Genomic DNA, 25,497 nt, shown 5'->3' on the forward strand with positions numbered 1-25,497 from the left:
CAGTTTACCATCTCAAGCTTGGACGAAACTACCGCTCGAACCATTTTACGATCTGGACAACCATGTAAGGATTCGCTGTGGCCGATTTATCATGCAAGGATGTCGCGCTGCGAGCCAAGTCCAGGAACTGAGATTGGTACTTGGGATCGTTCGTCGCTTGGGAAAAATACATCAGGTTCTCGGCCGTCACACTCGAACCGCTGGGGGTTGGCCCATCGACGGGATCTTGGTACCGAATAATCACTTCTGCATGCTCACGAGAGGGGAAAAAATAGCCGCCTGTCGCTTCATCGCAGAATAATTCGTGCTGAATATCTTGCCAGTCAACCGCTGCCGCCAGCCAACGTGGATCCTGTGTCGCTTGATGCAGTCGCAGCAGAGCTTGAATCACATACGCGTAATCATCAAGATAGCCCAACGTCGCCGAGCTATTAGTTTCTAAAGTCCGTCGCAATCGCGGTGGTTCATTTTGGACTCGAACTAGCAACTCGTCCATCGCCTTTTGGCTGGCAGAGATAAAGTCTGGCCGCTCGAACCGCCAGCCTACTTCCGCAAGCGTTCCAATCATTAACGCATTCCAGTTGGTAAGTAGTTTGGGATCGGTCGTCGGCTTGGGAGATTGCGTCCGAAGCTCCAGCATTTGCGATTTGGCAACCTTAAGTCGCTCCATCCACTCATTAACAGACACACCGTCGTTGTCCGCCAACTCTTTTAAGCTTAACGGCCTTTGCAATACATGCTGGTCGGATTCGAAGTTCGCGGAATCGGTAAGCCCATAGGTCTTGGCGACCAAGTTATAGTCGGCGATCGTCGCTTGCGCCTTTTGAAGCTCTTCTACATTCCAAGCGTAGTACGTGCCCTCTTGGCCATCGCTGTCAGCATTCACCGAGGCATAGAACAACCCGGTGTTGTCGCGCATCTCATTGAGCACGAACTCACAGATTTCAACGGCCGTCGATCGATAATCGGAGCGATCGTGCTCCTGAGCCGCGGATGCGTAGACGCGAGCCAACAATGCATTGTCATAAAGCATCTTCTCGAAGTGAGGAATTCGCCAGTAGCGATCGGTCGAGTAGCGATGGAAACCACCTGCCAAGTGATCGTAGATTCCGCCCGCGGCCATGGCATCGAGCGAGGTGGTCAACATCGCAAGTGCTTCTTGGCGTTGCTGCGGCGAAGCGACGTTGCTTTGCGTTCGATGAATCAGGAAACTGAGTACGTTCGGCTCAGGAAACTTAGGTAAGTTTGCATTGGAGGGACTAAAGCGGAATCCACCGTAGTCAGGATCGTAATCCGCAGCGATAGCTGCTTGAGTTTTGGCCGCCATAGCTACATAGGCCTGGGAGATATCTTGATCTGTAGATTGTTCGACCAGTTGGCGTTTGGCCTGGCGAATTGCGGCCGTGACCGCTTCGGCTTGTTCGATCATGCCCGCGCGGTTTTCCCGCCAAACCTTTTGAACGTGCTGAATAATGCCTAGAAAACCTGGCAGCCCGTCGCGATCGCCATCACGTGCAGGAAAGTAGGAACCGCCTGTTATGGGCTGAGCGTCCGGAGTGAGGAAGACCGAAAGCGGCCAACCCGCTTGGCCAGCCGTAAGTTCAACGGCCGCTAAATAGATTTGATCGACGTCCGGTCGTTCTTCGCGATCGACTTTGATGCAGACATAATGTTGGTTCAGGTAAGCCGCTATTTCCGGGTCGCTGAATGATTCACGTTCCATGACGTGGCACCAATGACAAGCGGAATAGCCGATCGATAAAAAGATCAGTTTGCCTTCCGTTTTCGCTTTGCGGAAAGCCTCTTCTCCCCAAGGATACCAATCGACCGGATTGTGTACATGCTGCAGGAGGTAAACGCTTGATTGGTCGCGCAGATGATTTCCCGCTGGTGCTTGAGCGTCCAAGTTTGGCAGTACTCTGGGCATGAAGTGCCATAGAATCAGCCAGCAAAGCAGATGCCTGCCGAATCGCGAAAGTTGCGAGAGTTGATGTGGCGTGTGTTGGACGTAAAGCATAGTGGGCAACGTTCAGCTCAGGAGTTTCGAAGAGACGCCTGCCGGAGTCGGATCCTTGCAAAGCATTGATTGTAGCGTAACACGCGACCGTCCGACGAAGCTCAAGGTAGTAGGCACACTCCGTGTGCCGTAACAGAATTCTGCGAACGGCCCACGGAGTGTGCCTTCTACTTTACGGCCCACGGAGTGTGCCTGCTACTCTACGAAAGCTCTTTGCGTGACAACCAATCCGTAATCGAATGCACGATGTATCCCGTCCCGCCCGCGTCGCACCATGCCTTAGGCTTATCTGCGAACGCTGGCCCAGCCAGATCAATATGAGCCCACGGAGTATCATCCACAAACTGCTCTAAAAACTTTGCCGCCGTGATCGCTCCGCCCCAACGGCCATCGCCAACATTCTTTAAATCAGCCACCTTCCCTTGCACTTGATCATCAAACAACGAGAACATCGGCAACTGCCATATATACTCGCCAACACGCTGTGCGGATGCTTCAATCTCCGACGCGAAATCCTGATTGTTGACCATCAAGCCGCCAACATCATTTCCCAGTGCAACGACACACGCGCCCGTCAATGTGGCAAAATCGATGATGTGGCTGGGCTGCTTCTCGAGCGCCACGTCTAACACGTCGGCTAGGACCAACCGCCCTTCCGCATCCGTGTTATGAATCTCGATCGTCTTGCCCGCGCGGCTACGCAACACATCGCCCAATTTATAAGCGTTACCAGAAATCACATTCTCCACCAAACCCACCAGCGCGATGACAGGTCGAGCGATCTGGAGTTTTGCTATGGCAAACATAATCCCTACAACGGTCGCCCCCCCGGCCATATCGCACTTCATCGTCAACATCGATTCGCTGGGTTTGATCGACAGCCCCCCGGAATCAAAGGTAACGCCTTTTCCGACCAGCGCAACAGGTGGCAAATGTTTGCCCGCTTCCGTCCCCGGATACTTTAGAAACAGCAGTCGCGGCGGTTTGTCGGACGCTCGACCAACGGCCAACATCGTTTCGCAACGTTCTGCCTTCAAGCGGTGTTCGTCCCAAACTTCGCTTTGCAGATTCGTGCCCGATAATTGCTCTAAAGTTTGATCGACAAACGACGCAGGATACATGTGGTTTGGAGCCTGATTGACTAAGTTTCTTGTCATGGCAATCCCAGTCGCGATCGCTTCGCCGGGAAGCGTATTTAGCTCCTCTGCTGCGAAGACGATGATCTGCTTTGGTGGATTCAGATTCTTTTTGTCGCGGTAAAGATCTTGCCCGATCGCGCCGGTCAAGCTGCCGACGATAACCGCATCGACATTCGGCTGCTGGTCGCTGCGAAGCGGGAAGCCGGCAAGGCCCACTTTGTCATACTGCTTGGCGCTAACTTGCTTGATCGCTGCGGCAGCCGCACGGTAGAGCGTTCGAGGTTCGACTTCTTTGCCTATACCGATGGTAACGACGCAGCGAGCCGCGATTTGCTCCGGATTGAACCAGACTGAGGTCTTCAGTCCATCTTTAGAGACCAACCCTTGCTCGAGCGCCTTGCGAAACTTGCCGCCAATCAGCCGATCGAATTGATCAATCGCCGATCCTTCAAGGATTTCGTCTTGAACTCCAACGATTAAAACGTCCAATTCCGCGTTAAACGGGTTATCGCCAGAGCGGGTCAGTTGAGTATCTAATTTCATGTGCAAGAACCGTTTAAGCAAATTGTTCACGAGCATTTCAAAATTGTTCTGCATGATAAGATACGCTGGTCAGAACGATTTGTAACCCCATCAAAGTTGGAACCCATGAGCGGCTTTCGAAGCACCCGCGCTGTCGTCGACGATCTCATTCGCCACGGACGTTGTATTGTTGTCGAAGAACCGATTTCACCAAATCTAGAAATGGCCGAAATCCAGCGTCGTGTCTACGCGTCCGGCGGTCCAGCCGTGCTTTTCGCCAAGCCGATCGGGACGTCGTTTCCCATGGTAGCGAACTTGTTCGGGTCTCTGGCGCAAGCTCGGTTTATCTTTCGACATACCATCGACCAAGTCCGCCGAGCGATCGAATTGAAGATTGACCCCACCGCGTTTTGGAAGAACCCATGGCGCTATCGGTCGGCTCCGCTGGTCGGACTGCGCATGAACCCACGGCAAGTGCGACGCGGCGGCGCGGTGCGAGCTCATACCATCCAACTTTCTCAGCTACCGCAACTAAAGTCTTGGCCTGACGATGGCGGCCCGTTTGTGACGCTGCCCCAAGTGCTCTCACAGTCGATTGGTGCAACCGGTTTTCGCGATATCAATTTGGGGATGTACCGCATCCAGATGGCCGGAAACGCCTATCAATCCGATCGCGAAATCGGATTGCACTATCAGATCCATCGGGGAATCGGCGTGCACCATCAAGCGGCCATTGCAGCCGGTTGCGACCTACCGGTAACGATCACCGTCGGTGGCTCGCCAGCCATGACCGTCAGCGCTGTCATGCCATTGCCGGAAGGGATGAGCGAACTGACGTTTGCCGGCGCGCTGGCGGGGCATCGCATCCCGATGATAACAGAACAAGGCGTTGCACCGATCTATGCGGATGCAGATTTTGCGATCGTGGGTAAGATCAACCCACAACGCACATTGCCCGAAGGGCCCTTCGGCGATCACCTCGGCTACTACGCAAAACAACATGATTTCCCCGTCGTGGAGGTCCAAAGGGTCTATCATCGGTCAGGAGCAATCTGGCCATTCACGGTCGTGGGCCGACCACCGCAGGAAGATACAACCTTCGGCGAGCTTATCCACGAACTGACTGGGCCGATCTTGCCAACTGTGCTACCGGGAGTGCATGGCGTGAATGCCGTCGATGCCGCGGGCGTTCACCCATTATTGCTGGCGGTCGGCAGCGAAAGATACTTACCTTATCGAAAACCCAATCGACCCGCAGAATTGCTCACGCAAGCCTGCGCGATCTTGGGACAAGGCCAACTGTCGCTGGCAAAGTATCTGTTGATTGTGAACAAGTTTGATGAACCGAACATCGATGTGCATGACAGTGAAGCGTTCTTCCAACATCTGCTGGCCCGCGTCGATTGGACTGGCGACCTTCACTTCTTGACCCGAACAACGATCGATACACTCGACTACAGTGGCGAAGGTTTTAACGAGGGTTCAAAGCTAATCATCGCAGCCAATGGCACTCCGCGGCGCGAGTTAGCGGGTAGTCTGTCATCCATTTTGAAGCTCCCGAGCTGCGTGCAGCAGATAGCGTTCTGCGGCAAAGGAATCCTAGCAGTCGGTTTGACGAAGGAAGCCCAGGCGTCTGCTGGCATCTCCGGCTTTGTGGAACAGTTCAGTGATCTGTATCGCGGGGGTGGGCCGCAAGTGCAAGCCGCCTGGAACGAGATACCTTGGATTGTGGTGGTAGACGACGCTGCATTTACAGCCCGTAGTTGGAAGAATTTTCTGTGGGTCACATTTACTAGATCCAATCCAGCCAAAGATGTATACGGAGTTTGTTTTGCACAGATCGACAAGCACTGGTCGTGCGAAGGCCCGCTTGTGATTGATGCGAGAATCAAGCCGCATCACGCCCCCCCATTGATTGAAGCTCCTGAAGTTACCGCTCGTGTAGACGCACTGGCCGCTCGAGGCGGACCGCTCGCGGCGTATTTGTAGGCGCAAGTTCGTAGTACCGCCTTCAGGCGGATGTTCGTAGTTTGTAGTACCGCCTTCAGGCGGATCTTCGTAGTTTGTAGTACCGCCTTTACAGAACGTCCGGCTTAGATTGGTTCGTTTTTGCGGCGTTCTTCTCGTTTGTAAAGGGTCAAGGTATTCTGAGCCACGACGAGCAGTCCAACTTCCGCTTTGACACGGTCCAGGCCGCAGCCGTTTTGACACTCTTGCCCGCGGTGCCGTTTGCCATCGGCGAAGCGGCGTTCGATCACTTGCGAACGCAAGCGTTGGCTGCGCTTGCCTGCGTCGGTACTCATCTTCGCGGCTTGTTCGTCCAGTAACGCCTGCTCGGTTTGACGCGATACGGTGCGACGTTTACCGCTACCGCCAAGGCAGCGGGCCGCCAACGCACAGCCACTACAACGCTCGGGAAGTTGCTCATAACGAAGCTCCCCGACGCAGCGCCCGTCAGCTCGGGGAACCTGAGCTTCTCGTACTAGTTTCATCGTGTGACCAGCCGGGCAGGTCATTTGCTTGGTCGACTCATCGTATGCGAATTCGCGAGAAGGTATCTGCGCTTGACCACTTGCCGCCTTGCGTCCCAGTAGCATCGTTCCGTCTTGAACCGGTGCATATAAGTCGATGCCCAGAGCTTGGCAATCCTTCAGCTCAAGGATCGAGCAGTAGCCAGAATCGGCATGCAGTGTTGTGAATGTTGACCCGACGATCCACTGAGTCAGCGCGATCATTAAAGCCAAGGTGCCTGCATCCGTGTTTTGCGCCAAAACGTCATAGGCGACGATCACATCGCTGGCACAATCGGTGACGTACTGCGTGTTATACAGCGGTCGAAGAACATTCTTCTTGTCTCGTCCAATCACCGCATCGAGATCCATCGGACTCACTACCATCTTCGATTCGTCACGACGATGGCGGGCGTGTTTTTCGCGGTTTTCTTCGATTTTTCGCAGCAGGCATCCCTTGGCACGCCGCAATCGCTCCAGTTGGCCGTGGCGTCCCGCAGGGGTCGATGCGATCCACCCAGGGACTGGCGACAATGGTTTATTCGAAGCAACTTGATCTTTGTGATCCAGAGAGCGTATGGCACGTTTGAGCTTGTTCAGTCGCCGACTGATTTGTTTGAGACTCAAGATCTGATGGCGAGATGCATGCGCAGCAGTGAAGGTGCCATCGATCGCACACTCTACAGGTTCGATGAGTGATTCACAAATGGCGCTTTGGACTAAACTGCGATGCACTTTGTCGATGAACTTTGCAGCCCGATCGCGGAATGCATACCAGGTGGAGCGAGCTGGCGAGATGCCTTGCCCTAGAAGTTTGCACTGATCGCGGGTTGTCGCGTCCTTGTGCCACTTAGCAGGCGAGGTGTTGCCGTTGAGGATTTCGTAGAGGGCAATCGCCAACATGTTCTGAGGTGGAAATGCGTCCGATCCAGTTCCCCGATAGGCTTGGTACAAGTCGTCCAAGTCGACTTGGCGAATGGTTCTCAGAACAGCTTGCACATGGTCATCGTCTTTGAAACGTTGATTGAGCAGTTGGAGTTCTTGCGAACCGGACTGCAGCAGTGTTTGGGAGAAGTGGACTTTTTAATTGCGGCATTCATGGTTAAATTCCATTGGTGGCCCGTCGGTCTGGAACAATTCATTCGCATTATTAATGCGAAACCCACCATGCCGGCGAGGCCACTTTTTTGCTAGCATCGAAAAATTCTAAGCCGGACGTTCTGTTTAGGCGGATCTTCGTAGTTTGTAGTACCGCCTTTAGGCGGATCTTCGCAAGTTCGTAGTACCGCCTTCAGGCGGATACGGCAGCACGGAACTGAATTGATTCCGCCTAAAGGCGGTACTACAAACGAGTGACTCCCCCCTATTGAACGGTATTGCGGTAAAACGGTTACAGTTCTTCGCATCAAGTGATACTCGTTCACTTGGCGTAGATCGCGCGCAGTATGAACGATTGCTCGTACCCTTCGCTGAACACTCCCAAGCCGAGGCCAGTCTGCACTTGAAACCTTTCTGCGATGTCATAGTGAAACTGGGGCACGAAGATGAATTCCGAGGTGCCATCTTGCTTCGCAGCGAAGTTTGTTTCGATACCCAGTTTGGTATACTCGGTCGTGTCGGCGAACAACGACCAGTTCAAGAGTCGTTCAAAAGTTTTCGAGTTGCCGGGCCCTTCTAGATCCATCCGAGCACCAATCATAAACAGAGCACTCCACGTTTCCGTGAATCGAATACCGCCAAGATAAAGGAGCGTAGAGTTCCAATTCTCCCATTCTGCAGTTGGCTGCACCAGCGCTTGGAATCCATGGATGTATTGATTGTTAAATGCTGTTCCAATTGTCCATTGCACGCCCAATTTGTACTCCTCAAGTGTTGAGGATTCAAACGGGAATTCAAACTCGACTGCGAAGTTGTCCCAGATAGCGTATTCGATTTCCGGAGCCCATTCGATGCCTTTCAAATCGCGAGTCGTTGAACCTGAACCGAACGGGTCGTCGGCAAGATTTGTATTGCGCGCTCGCCATGGAAAGATTGCGAGCGTGTTGAACTCCAGTTCGCCTTGTCGCGCCCCCAGCGGCCGCACCAAATCAAATAACAAAGGCTCTGGCACGCTGACCGCAGGATGTCTCGAATGGGCTGGCGAAGAGGCAGCTTGCTGTGCAAAGCGGCCGAACGAACGAAACTGAATAGGCGATTCGAAAGCGGCCGCTTGACGAACCTCGCTATCGATCGCAGCAGCTTGTCCGATCGCCCAAGGGTCATTAAGGGTCGCACCAATAGCTTCAGTGACCTCTTGCCCCCCTGCGCATGAGATCATGCAACCGACGGCCCAAACAAGTTGGACGGCAGCAAAAGAGACTCTCATTGAAATGGATCGAATCCACAACCGCATCAAACGCAGCTCCGAACGGCGAGTACACTGGAAGCAAAAGGATGAGTTTTGATTGGCATCGGTTGAAAATCAGCCGCGCACATCACAGATTTGTTATCGTCGCCGACCGGCATGAGTCTCCAGCAGCATGCGATGAATTGAGCAGAGTGCAGCGATGTTGCACAGGAAATTTTTGAGATTCGATGAGCTTGGGAGAGCCTACGGAAAACAGGCAAATTGGGTAATAATCGATTGCCGCTACGTACCGTAGCGGAACCTTGAGAGTAAAGCTAGAATTTGCCCTCAGTTGAGCGCCAGTCGTTGCCTTCGAGCAGCTAAATCAATAGGTTTCCGAGGCGTCAATGACGACACTCAACTTCCGAACCATCCCAAGCTAGATATACGTAAAAGTTTTATTGGACGATAGAAATCAAGATGACAACTGAAGACGATCGCGAAGAGATTCTGGAATTGACTCAGCGTTTACTCATGGCTGCGACCAGCGGCGACTGGGATACTTACGCCGAGTTATGTGACCCATCGATCACCTGTTTTGAACCGGAAGCGATGGGCAACTTAGTCGATGGGCTCGACTTCCACCACTTCTACTTCAAGCTTGGTGATGGCGATAATGCCCCAGTACAATCAACCATCGTTGCGCCTCATATTCGAGTCATGGGGGACGTCGCCGTGATCGCCTATGTAAGGCTAACTCAAAAGATTGGCGACAACGGCAAACCCATGACAGCCGCCATGGAAGAAACTCGACTGTGGCAGCGTCAAAAGGCCGGTTGGAAGCATGTGCATTTTCATCGCAGTCCTACTCGGTAGGTGTCATAGCACAGCGGGATCTTTGTTCGTAGTACCGCCTTAGGGTTGGTAGCAAGGGTATTCACGAAAGAGCATCGCCTATATGTATGCACTGGGACGAGGTTGCCTCGAACTGATCATTGCTTGGTTGCTCGTTGGCAGTGGCTTGTACTGGTTCTTTGACGGTCGATTTACCGCGCCTGGACCATTGTACGGAGCCATCATCGGAGGCATGTTGGTCGCGAGCGGTTGGGGCCTCTTTCGTAATGCACTGCAAGCGAGGGGACAAGTCGCTTTGATACGCAGATCGCTGGCAGGTGACTTCCCCCAAGATGGTGCTCCTTATGCTGCCGTTGGATTGGCCGTGCCGTTGAACGAAGCGCTGACCACGCCCTTTCGAAACGTTGCTTGTGTTCTGTATTCGTATGAACTATCGCGAACGGAACGTGTGCGTGTCCGAGGTAGCAAAGGCAGTCGAACCGAGACGCAACGCACGGTTTACATGAGCGGTGTGGCGATGGCACCCTGGGGCGTTCAATCGAAAGCGGGGACCATTCGAGTCATTGGATTTCCGATTCCGGACCAGTTTCCAGAAATCAAATCGGCCGCTACCAGCTATTCCGGCGCGCTGCGAAAGTTCTACGCTGAAACCGCGTTCACGAGAGTCGGTAAATGGGAAGTTGGCAAGCTGTTGGCTCACGCCAAATCGCTGCTGTCCGAAGACGATGGGCAACTGCGAGAGGACTTAGCATTCGCAGAAAGCGAATTCGTGTTTGACAAGCTTGGCTTGGAGGGATGCGATTTGATCGAACAGTGCGTCCCCGTATCTGAGCCGGTCTGCGTTATCGGGACTTACGATTCAGCCAAGGGGGGGCTGCTGAACGAGTGGCGGCATGGTGGCTTGGAGATCATTCCTGGCGACGGATCGGCGGCCGTGGATGCCATGACTGCTCGATGGAAGTTCTATCGATTGATCGCCTTTATTCTGGTCACGCTGGGACTAGCGGGAAGCTTCGGAGTACTGACCCTTCGCGAAAACAGCGAGCCACTGAAAACGCAAAAGGCAGAGCGTTTGAACGAACAGCTTTGGCAAGCGTTCGAAGCCGATGACCTATCTGCCATGGCGGCCGCTTTGGAACAAGGTGCTGCACCGGACCAAAGCGACAAACAAAATCGATCGTTACTTTCGCAGGTAAAATCCAAAGCGATGTTTGACCTGTTGGTCGCACACGGGGTAAAGTTGAACGCGCAGGATGACATGGGCCGCTCTCCTTTGCTGGCCGCTTTTGATCAGCGGAACACGCAGCTTGTGCAGTGGTTACTGGAGGCCGGTGTGGACGTCAATCAACCGCAAGCTGGTTGGCAGCGGACGCCGCTTGAGGCCGCACTGGATCGCGGTGACCGAGCACTTGCGGATCAACTTCGAGCCCAAGGGGCGATTGGTGATTTTGTTGAGAAGAGCCAAGGGCGCGCACTGGAGCCCTTGGAAGTTGCAGCGGTGGAACAGGTTTTGAAACTTTACAGCCAAGCTCTGAATGAAAGTGATTTCGCTTTGGTTGCCCGGATAACGGATCGTTGGCCAGACGAATATTACGAGCGAGTGCAACGCGGCTTTTATGCTAACACACGTCCTGCTCAGTGGATTATTCGGGAAGGTTATCGTGACGGTGCGATTTGTACCGTCGTCGCCGAAGGCGCGAATTTCGTTGGCATTCCCGAGCAATATGTCGTCACGTTGATCAACAAGGATGGCCGCTGGCAAATTCGCCGCGATTACTTTGATGAAACCAGGTCGTTCGCGTTTGAAAACTAGGGTATTCGTATTTCGTACACGAACGTCATTTTGGGACTGCTGTCGGCAAATCACGTAGGCCGGTAACACGGTCGCTTTGTTCTTGCCGGAGCTTCTTCACCCTCCTGCGGGAGGGTCGGCCGCGAGTTCCACGAGCGACCGGGGAGGGCGAGCCGTCTACACGTCCACTTGCCAATTGACAGTGCAACGCTTTCGTTTAACCGTCAGCCGTTAGGCGTACGCGTTCTTCTTCACCCTCCTGCGGGAGGGTCGGCCGCGAGTACCACGAGCGATCGGGGAGGGCGAGCCACCTACGCGTCCACTTGCCAATTGACAGTGCGGCACCTGTCTCATCAAGCCAACGGCTTGTCACAATTGCTGCCGTGGCCGATTCGGCCACGGTTTGCATCTGCAATTGTTCCCTCAGGCCCGGAGGGCCGAGATAATTGATTTGTGCCAGCCCTTCGGGCTTATCGGTCTCACTGAACCCCAAGGTCCGGTGGCCTGCGGCACACCGGCAATAATTGCTACGGCCCTTCAGGCCGCTATCCCAAAATTCTGCCATATATCCCGCCCATCTCGCACCACCGCTCAACTGTCGCTCTCTATAATGGCACGCATGCCGTCTCAAGCCTCATCACTTCCGCTTAATCCTAGATCGAATCGAGCGTCCTCGACTATTGATTGGCCTTCAGAAGTTGCACTAGCGCAGCATCGCAACCAACAATACTCGATCTACGCTATGACCAATTCCAGCGGCAGCGTCATTGAGCGTTACGCTTATACCGCTTACGGTCAACCAACGGTGCTCAATGCATCTGCGTCAGTCATAGCTACAAGCGCTTATGATAACCGCTACACCTACACCGCCCGCGAGTGGGATCATACGATCGGTTTGCATTACTTCAGAGCTAGATGGATGAGCGGGTATAGTGGAAGGTTTACCGGGAGAGATCTCATCGGCTACGGTGACGGACCGAACCTGTACATGTTTTTGCGATCACATTCCCTTCAACTTTTGGACTCGTCTGGAACCAAAGGAAAAGCAACGCCACAGTTTAACCCAGGTTGTGATTGCTGCTGCTGTCCACTTGGCGTTCGAATTGATCTCAAGGAACATCCTTATGCGCAAGGCCCAGCACGTAACCATGTTTTCGGTGTTGCATTCGAGGTTGTGTTCACAGTTGAATACAAGCCTGCAAACCCTAATTACTCAAAAGGAGAAGGAGAAGACTGTCAACTCCAATGGTGGGAGTATTCCAATCTCGGAGCCCCTTGGTATGGTTCAGCTAATACATGGAACGATTCAAGAGATTTCCCTCGTGCAGAGAATTCAATTGTATTCAAGGACTGGTTTTCAAAACCAAGGCCGACGAATTGTAAGCCCGCTCAGATCGTTACCTACGTGTTTCCGGATCATCCAAAGTTTAGTAACGTACCAGTTACGCTAAAAGGTGAAGCGCATATTGGAATTCGAATGAGAGGTAGTTTTGCCTGTGATTGCAATCCCAACGACGTCTACCTACGGATTACAATTTCGTTGGATGGTTCTGGAAAACCGCCAAACGTTTCGTTTCCCGGTTCTTTTCCTTCGCCGCCTGGTGAACCAGACCCACATTTTTAATAACTGCAGAGCAGAGACAAAACTTGCTTCCTTATTGCACAGCATAAAAAGCTTTACAGAAGGGCTTCGGACGCCTGATTCCGCACGGATTTTATTTTTGGCTGAGATAAAATGTCTTTTCGACGAACGGTAGTTATTATTGGGGTTCTCATCTGCATTGGAATATTGATTTATCTCTCGTCAGTCCAATTGAATCAGATAGTGGCAGTTGAAGTAGTGACATCGGATGCGGATTCCGTTGGGATGATTCTAGACTCCCTTGGTGTTATCTATCGAGGTATGTCTTCCCTTGGCGGGGCAAGGTGGACGATCACACCCGAGGAGTATATAAGATCTAAAGATCTGCTCATTCAAAATGCTGCACAGAACGATTCCTTTTTGAAGCTCGAAATCAAACGCAAGGGTAGTTTTCTTAATAGCAGTATTGTTGTTAATGGAGATTAGACGTATTCGGAAGTTCACCAAGTAAGAGATAGCAACGAGTGAGTAAAGCGGCTGCGAGCTGTGGATGGTCCTTCTCCCCAGCTTTGCGGTTTCTCAATGTTTTTCTCTACAGAATTACCAGCTACTAATCTAATTTGCAGTAGCTGTTTGCAGGGCTCAAGAATGAGTTAGAACGCAGTTTAATGGCCACAATCCGTGTTGATAATTGTTCATTAAATGCGGATTTCTCAGGCGAAGGCGGATCTTCGAATTGCTCAGCCATTAATGGCAAGTTGCATCGGTAATTCGAATCGTGGATCTCGTTAGCGACCGCCTCAAGACCGCAACGCGGTCAAACATCAAAGCCCAGGGTCGCGCAGCGCACCCTGGGTGAAGAATTCACACACATGTTTTCAACACCAGCGGGGTTGGACGACGGTTCCACGTAAGCGTACATCAGAACCAGTGGGTTTTTAGTCGGCGGGGGCTTGATTTGGAGGGTAGGGTTTGATAACGGCGACCGATGGGGTTGCCGAAACCTCTATGCCAGGAACCTACAGCATGACTCGTGATCTTTCCAAGTCCCAACTCTGGGCTCAACGACTCCTACGTTTTCAGTCGTCGGGTCTTAGCATCGCTCAGTTCTGTCGAAATGAAAACCTTTCGTTCCATGTCTTCAACTATTGGAGAAAGAAGCTTCACTCGAATCCAACAGCCCTTAATCCTAATCCAACAACTCTTAGCGCAACGTCACCAAGCCAAACGCAATCCGATTCAAGCAACAATACGCTTCACTTCACCATCGAAACACGTGGCATCAAGATCCTTTGCCGCTCTGATTCCTCCAGCGCTGTCGAGACTTTGTTGACATGGGCCGCTCGACAGCATGACTCCGGCGATCATCTAGACGCCGGTTTCCAGCAACTCATTGTTCGCAATTAGCCATCCGCAACTTATTGAGTCCGTCTATGCTCGCTGTCGCCTCAACCACTCGGGTCTACCTCTACATGCAAGCGGTCGACATGAGACGTTCCTACGATGGCCTGCACGCCATCGTCCAAGCCAACTTTCAACGCGATATTCGACTTGGTGATTATTTCATGTTCATCAATCGTCGTCGTGATCGCGTCAAGATACTCTGGTGGGATCGAGATGGGCTCGCCATCTTCATGAAAAGATTAGAAGCTGGTACCATCCAGGTGCCACTTACTTCAAGCCAGTCCAAGAGCCTAGTCATTGATCACGCTCAGCTTTCCATGTTGCTCAGTGGCATCGATGTCTCCAACATCAAGCGTCGAAAACGATTCTCGGTGCAGGCTCATGTTAGCAACAATACTACCTCGTCATCAGGCTTGTAAAATCTCTTTATCAAGTTACTCTTTTTTGAAGATATTGCGGAACCACTTTAGGGCTTCATGCGTTCAATAAGTATGCAAGACGCGACCTCGAATAATCATCCATCTGACAAGCCTCTCTCGGCAATCGAATTGCTGCAGAAAGAGAACGAGCAACTCAAGGCCAAGCTCCAATGGTTCGAGACAGAGTACCGCAAGTTGGCAGCGATGCTTGCCAACATGCACAAGAAAAAAGAGAAGCATATTTCGCCCGGTGCGACTCCTTGGCTCCCCTTCGATTCGCAAGAAGAACTTGAGCAAGCTCGGCAAGAAGCGGAGGCCGAAGCACAAAAGGTTCTGGATGACGCTCAATCCAAAAGCACGCCCAAAGCCAAGAAGAAACGCAATGAATCGCTCCCGTCGCACCTTCCTGAAGTGAAGGAACTTCGCGATGTTCCAGAGCAAGATCGCATCTGTCCAGAGCATGGTCCCATGGCGATGATCGGTGTCGATAGGACCGAAACCTTGGTTTATGAACCAGCCAAGCTTTATAAGCGAGTGATCGAGAACCCCAAGTATGGCTGCCCATGTTGCAAAGAGCATGGAATCGTTTCTGCCGAGCGACCAACCGGATTGGTTGAGGGTAACAAATACGATTCGAGTATCGGTGCGGTGGTGGTCGCTCAGAAGCTTGACTTGCATCTTCCGCTGTATCGTCAGACGGATGTCTTTGCCAGCAGTGGTTGGACGCCCAGTCGTTCGACATTGCAGAATCTGATGGTGCAAGTGGACTTTGCGTTGCTTGGGTTCTTCATGTTCATGGCCAGGCGTGTGCAGAAGGACTCCGCAGTCGGACTGGATGAAAGCAGTTGTCGAATGCTGATGCCAGAGGAGGAGCCGAAGGTTAAACCCGGTGACCTGAAGACGCAGCGGTTGATCGAGAAGATGCGTGAAGCGAAAGGCAAGGGTGAAGATAGCTTGATAGGGAAGATGTGGGCTTATCGGGGTCTAGATCAAGCGCCCTATAACATCTTTGACTTTCGGATATCGCGTCACCGGGATGGCCCGGATGAATTCTTTCGAGAGAGTCGCTGTATTATTCAAGGTGATTGTTTCTCAGGAAATGAAGCCGTGGTGCTTGATAACCGCGATCGCTTGCAGTTCGCGGCTTGTTGGGCGCATGCGCGTCGTAAGGTTTACGAGGTGTCCAAGGAGAATCCGTATCGGCAAAAGCTGTTGGATATGCTGCAGGGGCTTTACGATGTGAACGCGCGCGAGCAGGGGATGAATGCGGAATCACGAGTGGAGCATCGTCAGCGTTATGCGGTACCGTTGTTGGAGGCGATGAAGAAGTACATTGATAGTTTGGATGAAGGGCAATTGTTTCCCAAGTCGGACATGGCAGGAGCGTTGGGATATATCCGTAACCACTGGGATGCTCTGACGATCTACACGGCGCATGGCCAGATTCCGATCGACAACAATCGCGTAGAGCAGTTGATGCGTCAGGTGGCATTGGGACGGAAGAACTGGTTGTTTGTTGGCAACGTGGAATCTGGCGAGCGGGTGGCTAGGTTGATGAGCATTGTGAGCAGTGCCAAACGTCACCACTTGGATGTCTGGCAGTACTTGAAGGACATTTTGGATCGCGTACTAGCAGGCGAGACTCAATACGAGAAACTTTTGCCGGACGTATGGAAGCAGGAGCATCCCGAAGCGATTCGCGAGTACCGGGCAGAGGAAAGCCGCTATAAATCAGACCGCAAGCAGATAACACGAGCCCGCAGAATCATCTCCGCCAAGCTCAAGCGACAGCAAACCCAGGGCCAATCCAACTAACCCCAACAACTGGTTGTGGTGGACGCTTACGGTTCCACGGCGTTCTTGGATTGTTCTTATGGATTGTTGAACCCCGTTGGGGTTCTCGTGGCCCAGGTCGCTCTTCCTGGGGTGCGCTGCGCGACCCCAGGCTTTGGTGTCACCCCCCGTTGGGGTTGGAAGACTGGGCAAGAGAATGGGGGCAGGAGAATGGTCTTGGAATCTATTCTACTGCCCTGATTCTCCTGCCATAAGAAATCCGGTCGCTCTTAGCGCACCAATCCTATTGCGACGACTGGGCACAAGGCCCAGCTTCGCTTCGATGCTTGCACCGCAGCGCGATCCAAATCCCACTGGCTTGTCCAGTGGATCGTTGGGTTTCTCGCTACACGACAGAGGCCGCCATAGCCTGCCGAATCCCACCGGCTCGTCCGGTGGATTGTTCGGCTTCTTGCTTTGTAGTAACGACTTTAGCAAGAAACGGAACGAGCTCCTGGGCAAGCCAGGAGCATTAGTGGTAGAGGGGTTGTTTGTTCATAGGAATGTAGCGAGAAACGTAACAATCTCCCGGGCAAGCCGGGAGCATTGCAAAGACAGTAGGCCACAAGGCACATCGTTCTGTGATCGCGAGCCCTGAGCGACCGTTGGGCTTGCCCCAACGCGTCGCAATAGGATTGGTGTGCTAAGTTCGTCCACGTCCCCGGCTCCCTCTGCTAAAGCCAGTCGACGAAGGCGACTGGCTCTAGCTGGAGAAGGGTCCATTGGGTACGCTATCTAGAACGTCAAAACGGTGTCCGACGCGGCAAGCCCCGATCGGACATGCTCGCGAGTGAGAATTGCTTTAGCGCTCCAATCCCATAGCGAAGACTGGGCAAGAGAATGGGGGCAGGAGAATGGTCAAGGAATCTATTCTACTGCCCTGATTCTCCTGCCATAAGAAATTCGGTCGCTCTTAGAGCAACAATCCGATTACGAAGCCTGGGCACAAGGCCAAGCTTCGCTTCGATGCTTGCACCACAGCGAGAACCAAATCCCACCGGCTTGTCCATTGGATGGTTGGGTTTCTCGCTACACGACAGAGGCCGCCATAGCCTGCCGAATCCCACCGGCTCGCCCGGTGGATCGTTCGGCTTCTTGCTTTGCCGCAGCGCCCTTTAGCATGAAACGGAATGATCTCCTGGGCAAGCCAGGAGCATTAGTGGTAGAGGGGTTATTTGTTCGTAGGAATGTAGCGAGAAACGTAACAATCTCCCGGGCAAGCCGGGAGCATTGCAAAGACAGAAGGCCACAAGGTACATCGTTCTGTGATCGCGAGCCCTGAGCGACCGTTGGGCTTGCCCCAACGCGTCGCAATAGGATTGGTGTGCTAAGTTCGTCCACGTCCCCGCCCACCCTTGCTAGAGCCAGTCGCCTTCGGCGACTGGCTCTAACAGGAGAAGGGTTCCATTGGGCATGCTATCTAGAACTCCAAAGCGGTGTCCGATGGGGGCAGGAGAATGGTCTTGGAATCTATTCTACTGCCCTGATTCTCCTGCCATAAGAAATCCGGTCGCTCTTAGAGCACCAATCCGATTACGAAGCCTGGGCACAAGGCCCAGCTTCGCATCGATGCTTGCACCACAGCGCGAACCAAATCCCACCGGCTTGCCCGGTGGATCGTTGGGTTTCTCGCTACACGACAGAGGCCGCCATAGCCTGCCCAATCCCACCGGCTCGACCGGTGGATTGTTCGGCTTCTTGCTTTGCCGCAGCGCCCTCTAGCGAGAAACGTAACAATCTCCCGGGCAAGCCGGGAGCATTGCAAAGACAGAAGGCCACAAGGCACATCGCTCTGAGCTATCTAGAACTCCAAAACGGTGTCCGACGGGGCAAGCCCCGATCGGACATGCTCGCGAGTCAGAATTTCTTTAGCGCACCAATCCTACTGCATGGTCTGGGCAAGATACCAGACGGAGATTTGTGCAGTACTGATTGACCTTAAACGCAGTAGATTAGTTCATCATCTTTGATGCTCGACGAATCAACTCAACTGCTTCTTGACGATAAGCGTCGCTGCCGGCGGCTGCACTGGCTTGTTCAATCAGCACGTTCCAATCCAGCTTCGACATAATCGCCATGTGACGCAGCTTCATCCCAAACTGGGCTATCACACTCGCCCATCGAAAATCTTGGTCGACGGGCTGATTGTAAGCGTCAACCGTCAAAGGGAACTCCAGCTTGGTACTTACGTCCTCCTCAGGCTTTTTGTAACGCAATTTGACCAGCAACAACTCATTCGATAGAGTTTCATCCAGCGGCGGTTTAACAGACACCGGGTCCTGAGCCGCAGCCACATTGCTACTGGCTGCTGCTGGAGCGGCATATCGCAGCGGCTCTTCATCGGGCACAACGGTCGGTAAAGCGACTCCTTGTGGAACAATCTCATACAGAGCCGTTACGTTATGCCCTGCTCCAATCTCGCCAGCATCTTTGGTATCGTCATTAAAATCCTGGTTGGCCAACTTGCGATTTTCGTATCCGATCAGTCGATATCCGGCTACATGTTGCGGGTTGAATTCGACTTGAATCTTCACATCCTTTGCCACGGTCACCAACGTTGCATTGATTTGTTCGATCATCACCTTACGAGCTTCTAGCTCGGTATCAATCATGGCATAATTGCCGTTCCCTTTGTTAGTGATCTTTTCCATCATTGAATCGTTCAGGTTTCCCATCCCGAATCCCAAGCACGTTAAAAAGACCCAATTCTCTTTCGCGTTGCGTTCGACCATTTGCACCAACGCCTCATCACTGGTCGTTCCGACGTTAAAGTCACCATCGGTACACAGTACAATTCGGTTGATGCCACCTTTGATATAGTTAGCGGCTGCGATTTGATAAGCGAGCTGAATGCCCTGGCCACCGTTGGTCGAGCCCCCGGCTTGCAAGTTATCTAAGGCCGACATAATCGCCGCTTGGTTCATCCCGCTGGTGCTAGGCAAGACACAGCCAGCCGCACCTGCGTAAACTACGATGGCGACTCGATCGTTCTCGCCCAACTGACGAACCAACATGTTGATCGCTTTTTTAACCAGCGGCAACTTGTTCGGTTCATTCATCGAACCAGATACATCTAGCAGGAATACCAAATTCGATACGGGGCGAACTTGCGATTCCAGCTTCTTGGCCTGCACTGCGATCCTGACCAATTTGTGTTGTGGTGCCCATGGACAATCTGCAGCCGCCAAATGAGCGGCAAACGGCTTGTCATCCAATGGGCCAGGATAAGCGTAATCAAAGTAATTCAACATTTCTTCGATGCGCACCGCGTTGGGATTGGGCAACGATCCAGCTTCGAGGATCGATTGACGCACTTTGGAATATGCCGCTGTATCGACATCGATGGAAAAGGTCGTCACCGGTTGCTCGGCGACCAACTGAAACGGCGTGGCCTCAATCGGTTCGAAACGATCGCCCTGTAGTCGGTCTCGGCCCAAGATTCGTTCCTCTTCTTCTTGAGGAATTATGATTCGAGGCGTCTTATTCATCAAAGTTGAATGACCGGTTGGACTAGAGCCTTGCCCATACCCCCCCCTGGCCGAACTCAAACCCTGGCCCAGCGCAGGTTCGACAAAGTCGGTTGTCATTGTGCTGGCGTCACCAGCGTAACCTCCGCCACCGTAACCTCCGCCACCGTAAGAAGAGTCGCCGTAACCGCCACCGTAACCGTAGCTTTGCCCGGCCTGAGCGACCTCGGCAGGCATGCCACCACCGTAAGCTCCGCCATATCCTGAGCCTGCCGCCAGTGCCTGGCCGCTTCCGGCATAGCCTTCGTTAGCCATGCGTGCTGGCGATGACGTCGCACCACCATAACCCATGCCATAGCTGCTGGCAGGACTTTGCGGTTTGGCTGGTGCGACCGGGGATAAATACAGTGATTCACTTTCCGCCACTGAGCTTGATACACCGTTGGCTCGTGTCTCTTGCTCAGCCGCTTTCCTATGGTACACACTCCCTTGAGGCGATTCCTGACGTGCGGCCAACTCCGGCGCAGATTCGCGTTCTGCTAAGCCGTCTTCCATGTCGGAAAGTTCAACCATAGGCGCATTCGATGATCCAGCGGGTGACGCGTACGCATCCCATTCGTTGGGCCCGCTCTCAGCCACCGCTTGTTTGGCAGCGACATCCTCTGACGACATCGAAAGCGTTTTGAACTCTTGCAACAAAGCTGGCGCAAAGGCAATGCCCACGATACCACTGGCAGCGACCGCGGCCAGCCCGATCCACAACGAGCGTTTGAACCTAGTTCGTTGAGCGAGCTGAACTGGCTGCAGTGGCACGGTTTGCTGACGATTCACCATCGCGTCGCTGATCGATTGCCGCATCGCTGATACCTTGGCCGGCTCAACCGTGGTTGGAGCGACATTCTGCAATGCTTGGCTAACCGTCGACAGCGTTGCACGGATCGCCGCTACTTCGTCTGCTAAATGAGGGTCTTCCGACAAGGCCGCTTCTACCGCTTGCTGATCATTGGGTTCAAGGTCGCCCAGGACGTGAGCGGTCAACATCCAATCTTCGATAGGCTTTTTCATTTTCTTCTCACTTGTCAATTGTGACTTGGTTGGGTGCAGTGTGGGGTAAGGTAGGTTTACGTCGCGAGAGCTGTACGCAGTTTTTGGATCGCTTGATGCAACGTGACCCCCACGTGAGTGACGGTCATTCCGGTAACTTCAGCGATCTGTTTGTAAGACATCCCATGCGTCATCCGCAGTTGCAGGATTTCTTGTTGAGTACTGGGCAACGTCGCGATCGCACTGCTGCAGCGTTGCATTTCATCTTCGTGAGAGATTCGAGATGATGGATCGGAATCGGACCGTCGATCGGCGACCGACGCGGTTTGGCTGGAAGTGGACATTCGATTGCTTTGCCTCATTTGATCAAAAATGTAGTTCCGACAAGTTCGAAACAGCCAAGCTTCGACATAAAGTTCAATCGCTTCGCGACGCTGTTTGCACAGCCGCAAAAATGCTTCCTGAACCGCGTCGACGGCTGCATCTCGGTCGCCTGCAAGCAGCCCGGTGGCGTAGTTGAGCAGTTTCTGATGATTCGCATCGAATAGGCCAGCGACCCATTGGCTGTGCGAAGAGTTGGCCGATTCACCGCGACGGGCTGACGGGGGCTGGTTCATGGGCAACGCTTCCTGGAGCTCATCGGGAACAGCATTCTTCATGACAAACCGGCTTTTCTGACGGGATTTGCGGAGCATGCACATGGAGCGTGTCATGCGGCGACAAAGGTATAACGAGGCAGTAGGGCATATCTTAGTGAACTTCCGAAAAAAATTGTTTCTGCTACAACAGAAGTTTCACTTTGACGCCAATTACCAGTGCAGAATTCGAACCAATGAACACTCATCCCATGCGAGCGGGCGATATCCCCGAAGCTTCGCTTCAACCGATCAATGGCCTGCACGCAGGACATTACTTCTATCGTTGGGACCGATGGAAGTTACGTCAATTGCTAGGTGATAAATCCCTTTCGTCGCAGGCGATGCAGCAAGAATTTGTCGCGGCGATCGATTTGCCAGATGACCTGAAGACCACGCGTTACCAGTCATACCTGATCAGTGGCCAGAAAGCCGATTTCGCTGTTGTGTTGATGGACTCCGATCCACTGAAAATCGACGGTATTCATCAACGCATCATGGCAACGACGTTGGGTGCGGCACTTGAGCAGACGTATTCATTCGTTTCCATGTCGGAAGTGAGTGAGTACTTGCCAAACAAAGAGCAATACGCGGAAAAGCTAAAACGCAGCGGTGAAGACCCCAACTCGCCTGGCTTCCAAGCGAAGGTCAACGGCTACGAAAAGCGATTGCCCATCATGCTCGCTCAACGCTTGGCGCCTGATTTCCCAGAATGGCCCGCGATGTGTTTTTACCCGATGAGTAAAGCGCGCGACCCGCAAGCAAACTGGTTCTTGCAACCGTTCTCCAAGCGAACGGAGATGATGAGCGAACATGCGCAAAGCGGCATGGTATACGCCGGCCGCGTCACTCAGCTAGTCACCGGCTCAGTCGGGCTGGACGATTGGGAATGGGGCGTGACGTTGTGGGCAAAGAACCCGCAATACCTAAAGGATATCGTTTACAACATGCGATTTGATCAAGCGAGTGCTCGATACGGTTTGTTTGGTCCGTTCTACACGGGCTACCGCGCCGAAGCTGCAGAGATTCTTAAGCACTGTCAAATCCAATAGATTTAACGCTCCAACCTTATCCAAAGTCCGATGACGCTTCAACTGCACTGCTTGGGGACCGCTGGTTATCATCCCAATGACCATCGTCATACGTCATCGTACTTTCTCCCTGAACTTGGCATCGCATTGGACGCTGGCAGTGGATTCTATCGCAGCTTCCCCTTGATCCAAACAGACCAGTTGCATGTACTGATCAGCCACGCCCATTTAGACCATATCGTCGGGCTGACATTTTTGTGGAATGCGTATCAAAACAAGCGGCTTGGCCAAGTGCATGTATATGGTGAAGCGGCGAAGCTACAAGCGATTCAAGGGCACGTGTTTTCTGAGTTCATCTTTCCGGCGCTGCCAAACATTCAATGGCATGAGATCCAAGCGGATACGACATTTGAAATCCAAGCTACCTCAATTCAGACCTTTGCGTTAAATCACCCCGGAGGCAGTTTAGGCTTTCGACTGCAACATGCCTCAAAGTCGCTGGCTTATATCTCCGATACGACAGCGAGTTTGGATAGTGCCTACTGGCCGCTCGTTTGCGACGCGGATCTTTTGTTACACGAGTGCAATTTCCGAGCAGGCGAATCGGAGATGGCGATAAGAACAGGACACACGGATCTTGGCACGCTTGTAAGTTGTCTTGCAAAGCATTCGGTTGGCCGCGTGGTGCTTACTCACTTTAATACCATGGATGATGATTTGACGCTTGAGGTCCAGCGGTTGCAAGCTGCTAGCGCAACGTCCTCAAAAATCTTGCTTGCAGCCGATGGTTTGGTTGTAGACGTGTGAGACGAGTCGAGAGGCTTACAATAATTGCAGCCTCGCTATCGTTGAACGGCTTGGGCATCACGCCGTGTTTGTTGGTCTGGTGCAGGCAACGCGGCCCGATGGGCACGCGGTTAAACGAAGCTGATGCTGAATCAATTGGTGAGCTGGCTTCGCTATGGTGCCCCCCTCCCCGGTCGCTCGCGGAACTCGCGGCCGACCCTCCCGAAACGGGAGGGTGAAAGATCCGCCTAAAGGCGGGACTACAAACACGGCTGACGGTTAAACGAAGCTGATGCTCTGCGTAGGCCGGAACAAGGTCGCGATTGTGATTGCCGGAACTGCGCAAAGCCCAGAGAGCAATGTCTGCTCGAGTTAGTGGCGTTGGCGTGTACCAAGCGACCGATGTTCCGGCGCGGGGTGGGCTTTACTTGTTACCGGCCTACGTTTACTTCTTCACCTTGAAGTTATAGTACTCCGCCAACGTGATCTGACCGTCACCGTCGGCATCGACCGTGTTGAAGTCGCCTTCGCTGGCGCTCCACTCGTTTACCGTGATCTTGCCATTCCTGTCAGTATCCATCCGTTGCAACTTGCCTTTTGTGAACGTCACCCAGCGCTCCGAAGCGTCTGCGGGCAAGCCTTCCATCGATATCTCGGCCCCGCCCGAACTGGATGACGCGGCGGCCGGACGTGGACTTGATGGGGCTGCAGCTCCTCCCGACGGTAATGACACCGCTCCGCGAATTACGCCCTTTCGGACCGCCGCCAGACACTCCTTGGTACTGATATAGCCGTCGCCGTTTTGGTCGAATTGCTCGAATTCATAGATCTGACGCTCGTCCCAGTCGCTCGCGAATTCATGCATCGCAACTTGGCCATCTCGATCCGCGTCCGCAGCCGTAAACCAACTAGGCAGCCCTTGCACAGTCGAACCTTTGCTGTTGCTAGTATCCACGCGGTAGCTAGCTCGAGTGTCCCAGATCGCCTTTTGGTCTGCTGTGGCTGACGCAACATTGGCGACAGGTTCTTGGCCTTCACCCGTCCAACCTGCCCACCGACTGCGACGATCCCCCTCACTACCCGGATTACTCGCCGAAGCGCTGGAACTATTTTGAGCTTCAAGCTCCCGGCGGCGAGCATACATGGCCGCCAGTTCATTGACCTGCAGTTTGCCATCGCGATTGCGATCGTACTGCATGGGGTTATCGCTCCATCGTCCGCGGCTCAATTCATCTTGATCCAAGACCCCATCGCCGTTGCGGTCATAGCGCCGCATCCGTTCGCTAGCCTCTTGCCGATCTGCATCGGTGACTTTGACCGCTAACGTGTCGCCGTCTTTGCCGAATCCTGGCGGTGGAGCCAACGTCGCGAAACCAGTGAAATCTGGGACAAGTGGACCATCATTGGCCGCCGTAGGGCTTGTGCTTCCAGAATCCTCCATCCCGAAACCTTCCGTAATGACAGAAAGCGGAATGGGACGTGTCATATCGATACGCGGATTATCGCGAGCCAAGCGTTCAAGCATAAATCGCGCAGAGCCCTGCATCTCGTCAAGGTCAATCATTTTGTTGCCATTGGTGTCCAAGCGAGACAAGATCGCCGACGGATCAAAACCGCCGCCGCCGAATCCACCTCGACCGCCGCGTTCACCTCGTTCGCCGCCAAATCCACCGCCGCCAAATCCGCCGCGTTCACCTCCACCAAAGCCACCGCCGCCGAAGCCGCCGCGTTCGCCGCCGCCGAAGCCGCCTCCGCCAAAACCGCCGCGTTCACCTCCACCAAAACCGCCGCCGCCGAAGCCGCCGCGTTCACCGCCGCCACCCCAAGCTGGTGGACCACCTTCGCTAGAACCTGGAGGCCCGCCCTGCCCGCGGCCCATCCAAGGTGCACCGCCCGCATCGCCGCCACCACGTCGCGATGTTCGTTCACCGCCCTCGCCCCGTCCGCCCCATTCACCGCGGCCGCCTCGGCCTTCTTGCTGAGCGACAGCAAACGCAGAAAAAGCGACCGCCAGCAGGCTGGATAATGCGATTCTTTTTGCAAATCGAGTCGAAAATGAATGGCTCACAGTAGGTGTTCCCACAGGCAAATTGCTAGAAAAGGTCGGTTGGACTGGTTTGGTTTCCATCGTAATC

The 25,497-nt window shown here is 53.4% G+C and carries 17 protein-coding genes; 10 read left to right on the forward strand and 7 right to left on the reverse strand.

The features are described 5' to 3' along the window. Nucleotides 1-28: 28 nt before the first annotated feature. A complete protein-coding gene (locus SH302x_RS15425; RefSeq protein ID WP_479363287.1) occupies nt 29-2,017 on the reverse strand; it encodes a thioredoxin domain-containing protein in 1,989 nt (662 codons plus the stop codon). Nucleotides 2,018-2,217: 200 nt separating this feature from the next. Further along, nucleotides 2,218-3,699 (reverse strand): leucyl aminopeptidase family protein, encoded by a 1,482-nt coding sequence (locus tag SH302x_RS15430; protein ID WP_479363288.1) that lies wholly within the window; start codon nt 3,697-3,699, stop codon nt 2,218-2,220. 105 nt (nt 3,700-3,804) lie between these two features. On the opposite strand from SH302x_RS15430, the gene SH302x_RS15435 reads away from it, so the two are divergent. Beyond that, nucleotides 3,805-5,667, forward strand: coding sequence for a UbiD family decarboxylase (locus tag SH302x_RS15435; protein ID WP_479363289.1), 1,863 nt, complete (start codon nt 3,805-3,807; stop codon nt 5,665-5,667). Between the two features lie 104 nt (nt 5,668-5,771). On the opposite strand, the gene SH302x_RS15440 is transcribed toward SH302x_RS15435, so the two are convergent. Further along, on the reverse strand, nt 5,772-7,187 hold the full coding sequence (locus SH302x_RS15440; RefSeq protein ID WP_479363290.1) for a transposase: 1,416 nt from the start codon (nt 7,185-7,187) through the stop codon (nt 5,772-5,774). Between SH302x_RS15440 and SH302x_RS15445 the strand changes: the two genes are divergently transcribed. After that, a complete protein-coding gene (locus SH302x_RS15445) occupies nt 7,188-7,382 on the forward strand; it encodes a hypothetical protein (protein ID WP_479363291.1) in 195 nt (64 codons plus the stop codon). Between the two features lie 226 nt (nt 7,383-7,608). Here SH302x_RS15445 and SH302x_RS15450 read toward each other — a convergent pair whose 3' ends face one another. After that, nucleotides 7,609-8,553, reverse strand: a complete 945-nt coding sequence (locus tag SH302x_RS15450) for a hypothetical protein (RefSeq protein WP_479363292.1) — start codon at nt 8,551-8,553, stop codon at nt 7,609-7,611. 441 nt (nt 8,554-8,994) lie between these two features. Here SH302x_RS15450 and SH302x_RS15455 point away from each other — a divergent pair, with 441 nt between their 5' ends. From SH302x_RS15455 to tnpC, 6 genes are all read left to right on the forward strand, one after another. After that, on the forward strand, nt 8,995-9,390 hold the full coding sequence (locus SH302x_RS15455; RefSeq protein ID WP_479363293.1) for a DUF4440 domain-containing protein: 396 nt from the start codon (nt 8,995-8,997) through the stop codon (nt 9,388-9,390). 82 nt (nt 9,391-9,472) lie between these two features. Next, entirely contained in the window at nt 9,473-11,182 is a 1,710-nt protein-coding gene (locus tag SH302x_RS15460) for an ankyrin repeat domain-containing protein (protein ID WP_479363294.1), read from the forward strand. Between the two features lie 598 nt (nt 11,183-11,780). Next, complete coding sequence (locus SH302x_RS15465; RefSeq protein ID WP_479363295.1) at nt 11,781-12,785, forward strand: RHS repeat domain-containing protein; 1,005 nt, start codon at nt 11,781-11,783, stop codon at nt 12,783-12,785. 984 nt (nt 12,786-13,769) lie between these two features. After that, nucleotides 13,770-14,150: an IS66 family insertion sequence element accessory protein TnpA gene (gene tnpA, locus SH302x_RS15470; RefSeq protein WP_479363296.1), complete on the forward strand. Its 381-nt coding sequence runs from the start codon at nt 13,770-13,772 to the stop codon at nt 14,148-14,150. A gap of 26 nt (nt 14,151-14,176) precedes the next feature. Then, nucleotides 14,177-14,566 carry an IS66 family insertion sequence element accessory protein TnpB gene (gene tnpB / locus SH302x_RS15475; protein ID WP_479363297.1) on the forward strand — a complete coding sequence of 130 codons (390 nt, stop codon included), beginning with the start codon at nt 14,177-14,179 and terminating at the stop codon, nt 14,564-14,566. A gap of 72 nt (nt 14,567-14,638) precedes the next feature. Next, nucleotides 14,639-16,381: an IS66 family transposase gene (gene tnpC, locus SH302x_RS15480; protein WP_479363298.1), complete on the forward strand. Its 1,743-nt coding sequence runs from the start codon at nt 14,639-14,641 to the stop codon at nt 16,379-16,381. A 1,970-nt stretch (nt 16,382-18,351) separates the two neighbouring features. On the opposite strand, the gene SH302x_RS15485 is transcribed toward tnpC, so the two are convergent. Next, entirely contained in the window at nt 18,352-20,931 is a 2,580-nt protein-coding gene (locus tag SH302x_RS15485) for a YfbK domain-containing protein (protein ID WP_479363299.1), read from the reverse strand. Nucleotides 20,932-20,987: 56 nt separating this feature from the next. Continuing rightward, nucleotides 20,988-21,569 (reverse strand): RNA polymerase sigma factor, encoded by a 582-nt coding sequence (locus SH302x_RS15490; protein WP_479363300.1) that lies wholly within the window; start codon nt 21,567-21,569, stop codon nt 20,988-20,990. Nucleotides 21,570-21,742: 173 nt separating this feature from the next. Here SH302x_RS15490 and hemQ point away from each other — a divergent pair, with 173 nt between their 5' ends. Both hemQ and SH302x_RS15500 read left to right on the forward strand, forming a co-directional pair. Next, the gene (hemQ, locus tag SH302x_RS15495; protein WP_479363301.1) at nt 21,743-22,597 is read left to right on the forward strand and encodes a hydrogen peroxide-dependent heme synthase; all 855 of its coding nucleotides are present in this window, start codon (nt 21,743-21,745) and stop codon (nt 22,595-22,597) included. A 30-nt stretch (nt 22,598-22,627) separates the two neighbouring features. Then, nucleotides 22,628-23,383, forward strand: coding sequence for an MBL fold metallo-hydrolase (locus SH302x_RS15500; RefSeq protein ID WP_479363302.1), 756 nt, complete (start codon nt 22,628-22,630; stop codon nt 23,381-23,383). Between the two features lie 424 nt (nt 23,384-23,807). Here the strand turns inward: SH302x_RS15500 and SH302x_RS15505 are convergent, their stop codons facing one another. Continuing rightward, complete coding sequence (locus SH302x_RS15505) at nt 23,808-25,490, reverse strand: EF-hand domain-containing protein (RefSeq protein WP_479363303.1); 1,683 nt, start codon at nt 25,488-25,490, stop codon at nt 23,808-23,810. Nucleotides 25,491-25,497: the final 7 nt, after the last annotated feature.

The organism is Njordella calcicola, assembly GCF_056494125.1.

Coding starts and splice junctions, on each gene's coding strand:
- SH302x_RS15460 (WP_479363294.1), top strand. CDS start 9,473: ATGTATGCACTGGGACGAGGTTGCCTCGAACTGATCATTGCTTGGTTG.
- tnpA (WP_479363296.1), top strand. CDS start 13,770: ATGACTCGTGATCTTTCCAAGTCCCAACTCTGGGCTCAACGACTCCTA.
- SH302x_RS15430 (WP_479363288.1), bottom strand. CDS start 3,699: ATGAAATTAGATACTCAACTGACCCGCTCTGGCGATAACCCGTTTAAC.
- SH302x_RS15465 (WP_479363295.1), top strand. CDS start 11,781: ATGCCGTCTCAAGCCTCATCACTTCCGCTTAATCCTAGATCGAATCGA.
- SH302x_RS15445 (WP_479363291.1), top strand. CDS start 7,188: ATGGTCATCGTCTTTGAAACGTTGATTGAGCAGTTGGAGTTCTTGCGA.
- SH302x_RS15505 (WP_479363303.1), bottom strand. CDS start 25,490: ATGGAAACCAAACCAGTCCAACCGACCTTTTCTAGCAATTTGCCTGTG.
- SH302x_RS15450 (WP_479363292.1), bottom strand. CDS start 8,553: ATGAGAGTCTCTTTTGCTGCCGTCCAACTTGTTTGGGCCGTCGGTTGC.
- SH302x_RS15490 (WP_479363300.1), bottom strand. CDS start 21,569: ATGAAGAATGCTGTTCCCGATGAGCTCCAGGAAGCGTTGCCCATGAAC.
- SH302x_RS15435 (WP_479363289.1), top strand. CDS start 3,805: ATGAGCGGCTTTCGAAGCACCCGCGCTGTCGTCGACGATCTCATTCGC.
- tnpC (WP_479363298.1), top strand. CDS start 14,639: ATGCAAGACGCGACCTCGAATAATCATCCATCTGACAAGCCTCTCTCG.
- SH302x_RS15485 (WP_479363299.1), bottom strand. CDS start 20,931: ATGAAAAAGCCTATCGAAGATTGGATGTTGACCGCTCACGTCCTGGGC.
- SH302x_RS15500 (WP_479363302.1), top strand. CDS start 22,628: ATGACGCTTCAACTGCACTGCTTGGGGACCGCTGGTTATCATCCCAAT.
- SH302x_RS15455 (WP_479363293.1), top strand. CDS start 8,995: ATGACAACTGAAGACGATCGCGAAGAGATTCTGGAATTGACTCAGCGT.
- tnpB (WP_479363297.1), top strand. CDS start 14,177: ATGCTCGCTGTCGCCTCAACCACTCGGGTCTACCTCTACATGCAAGCG.
- hemQ (WP_479363301.1), top strand. CDS start 21,743: ATGAACACTCATCCCATGCGAGCGGGCGATATCCCCGAAGCTTCGCTT.
- SH302x_RS15425 (WP_479363287.1), bottom strand. CDS start 2,017: ATGCTTTACGTCCAACACACGCCACATCAACTCTCGCAACTTTCGCGA.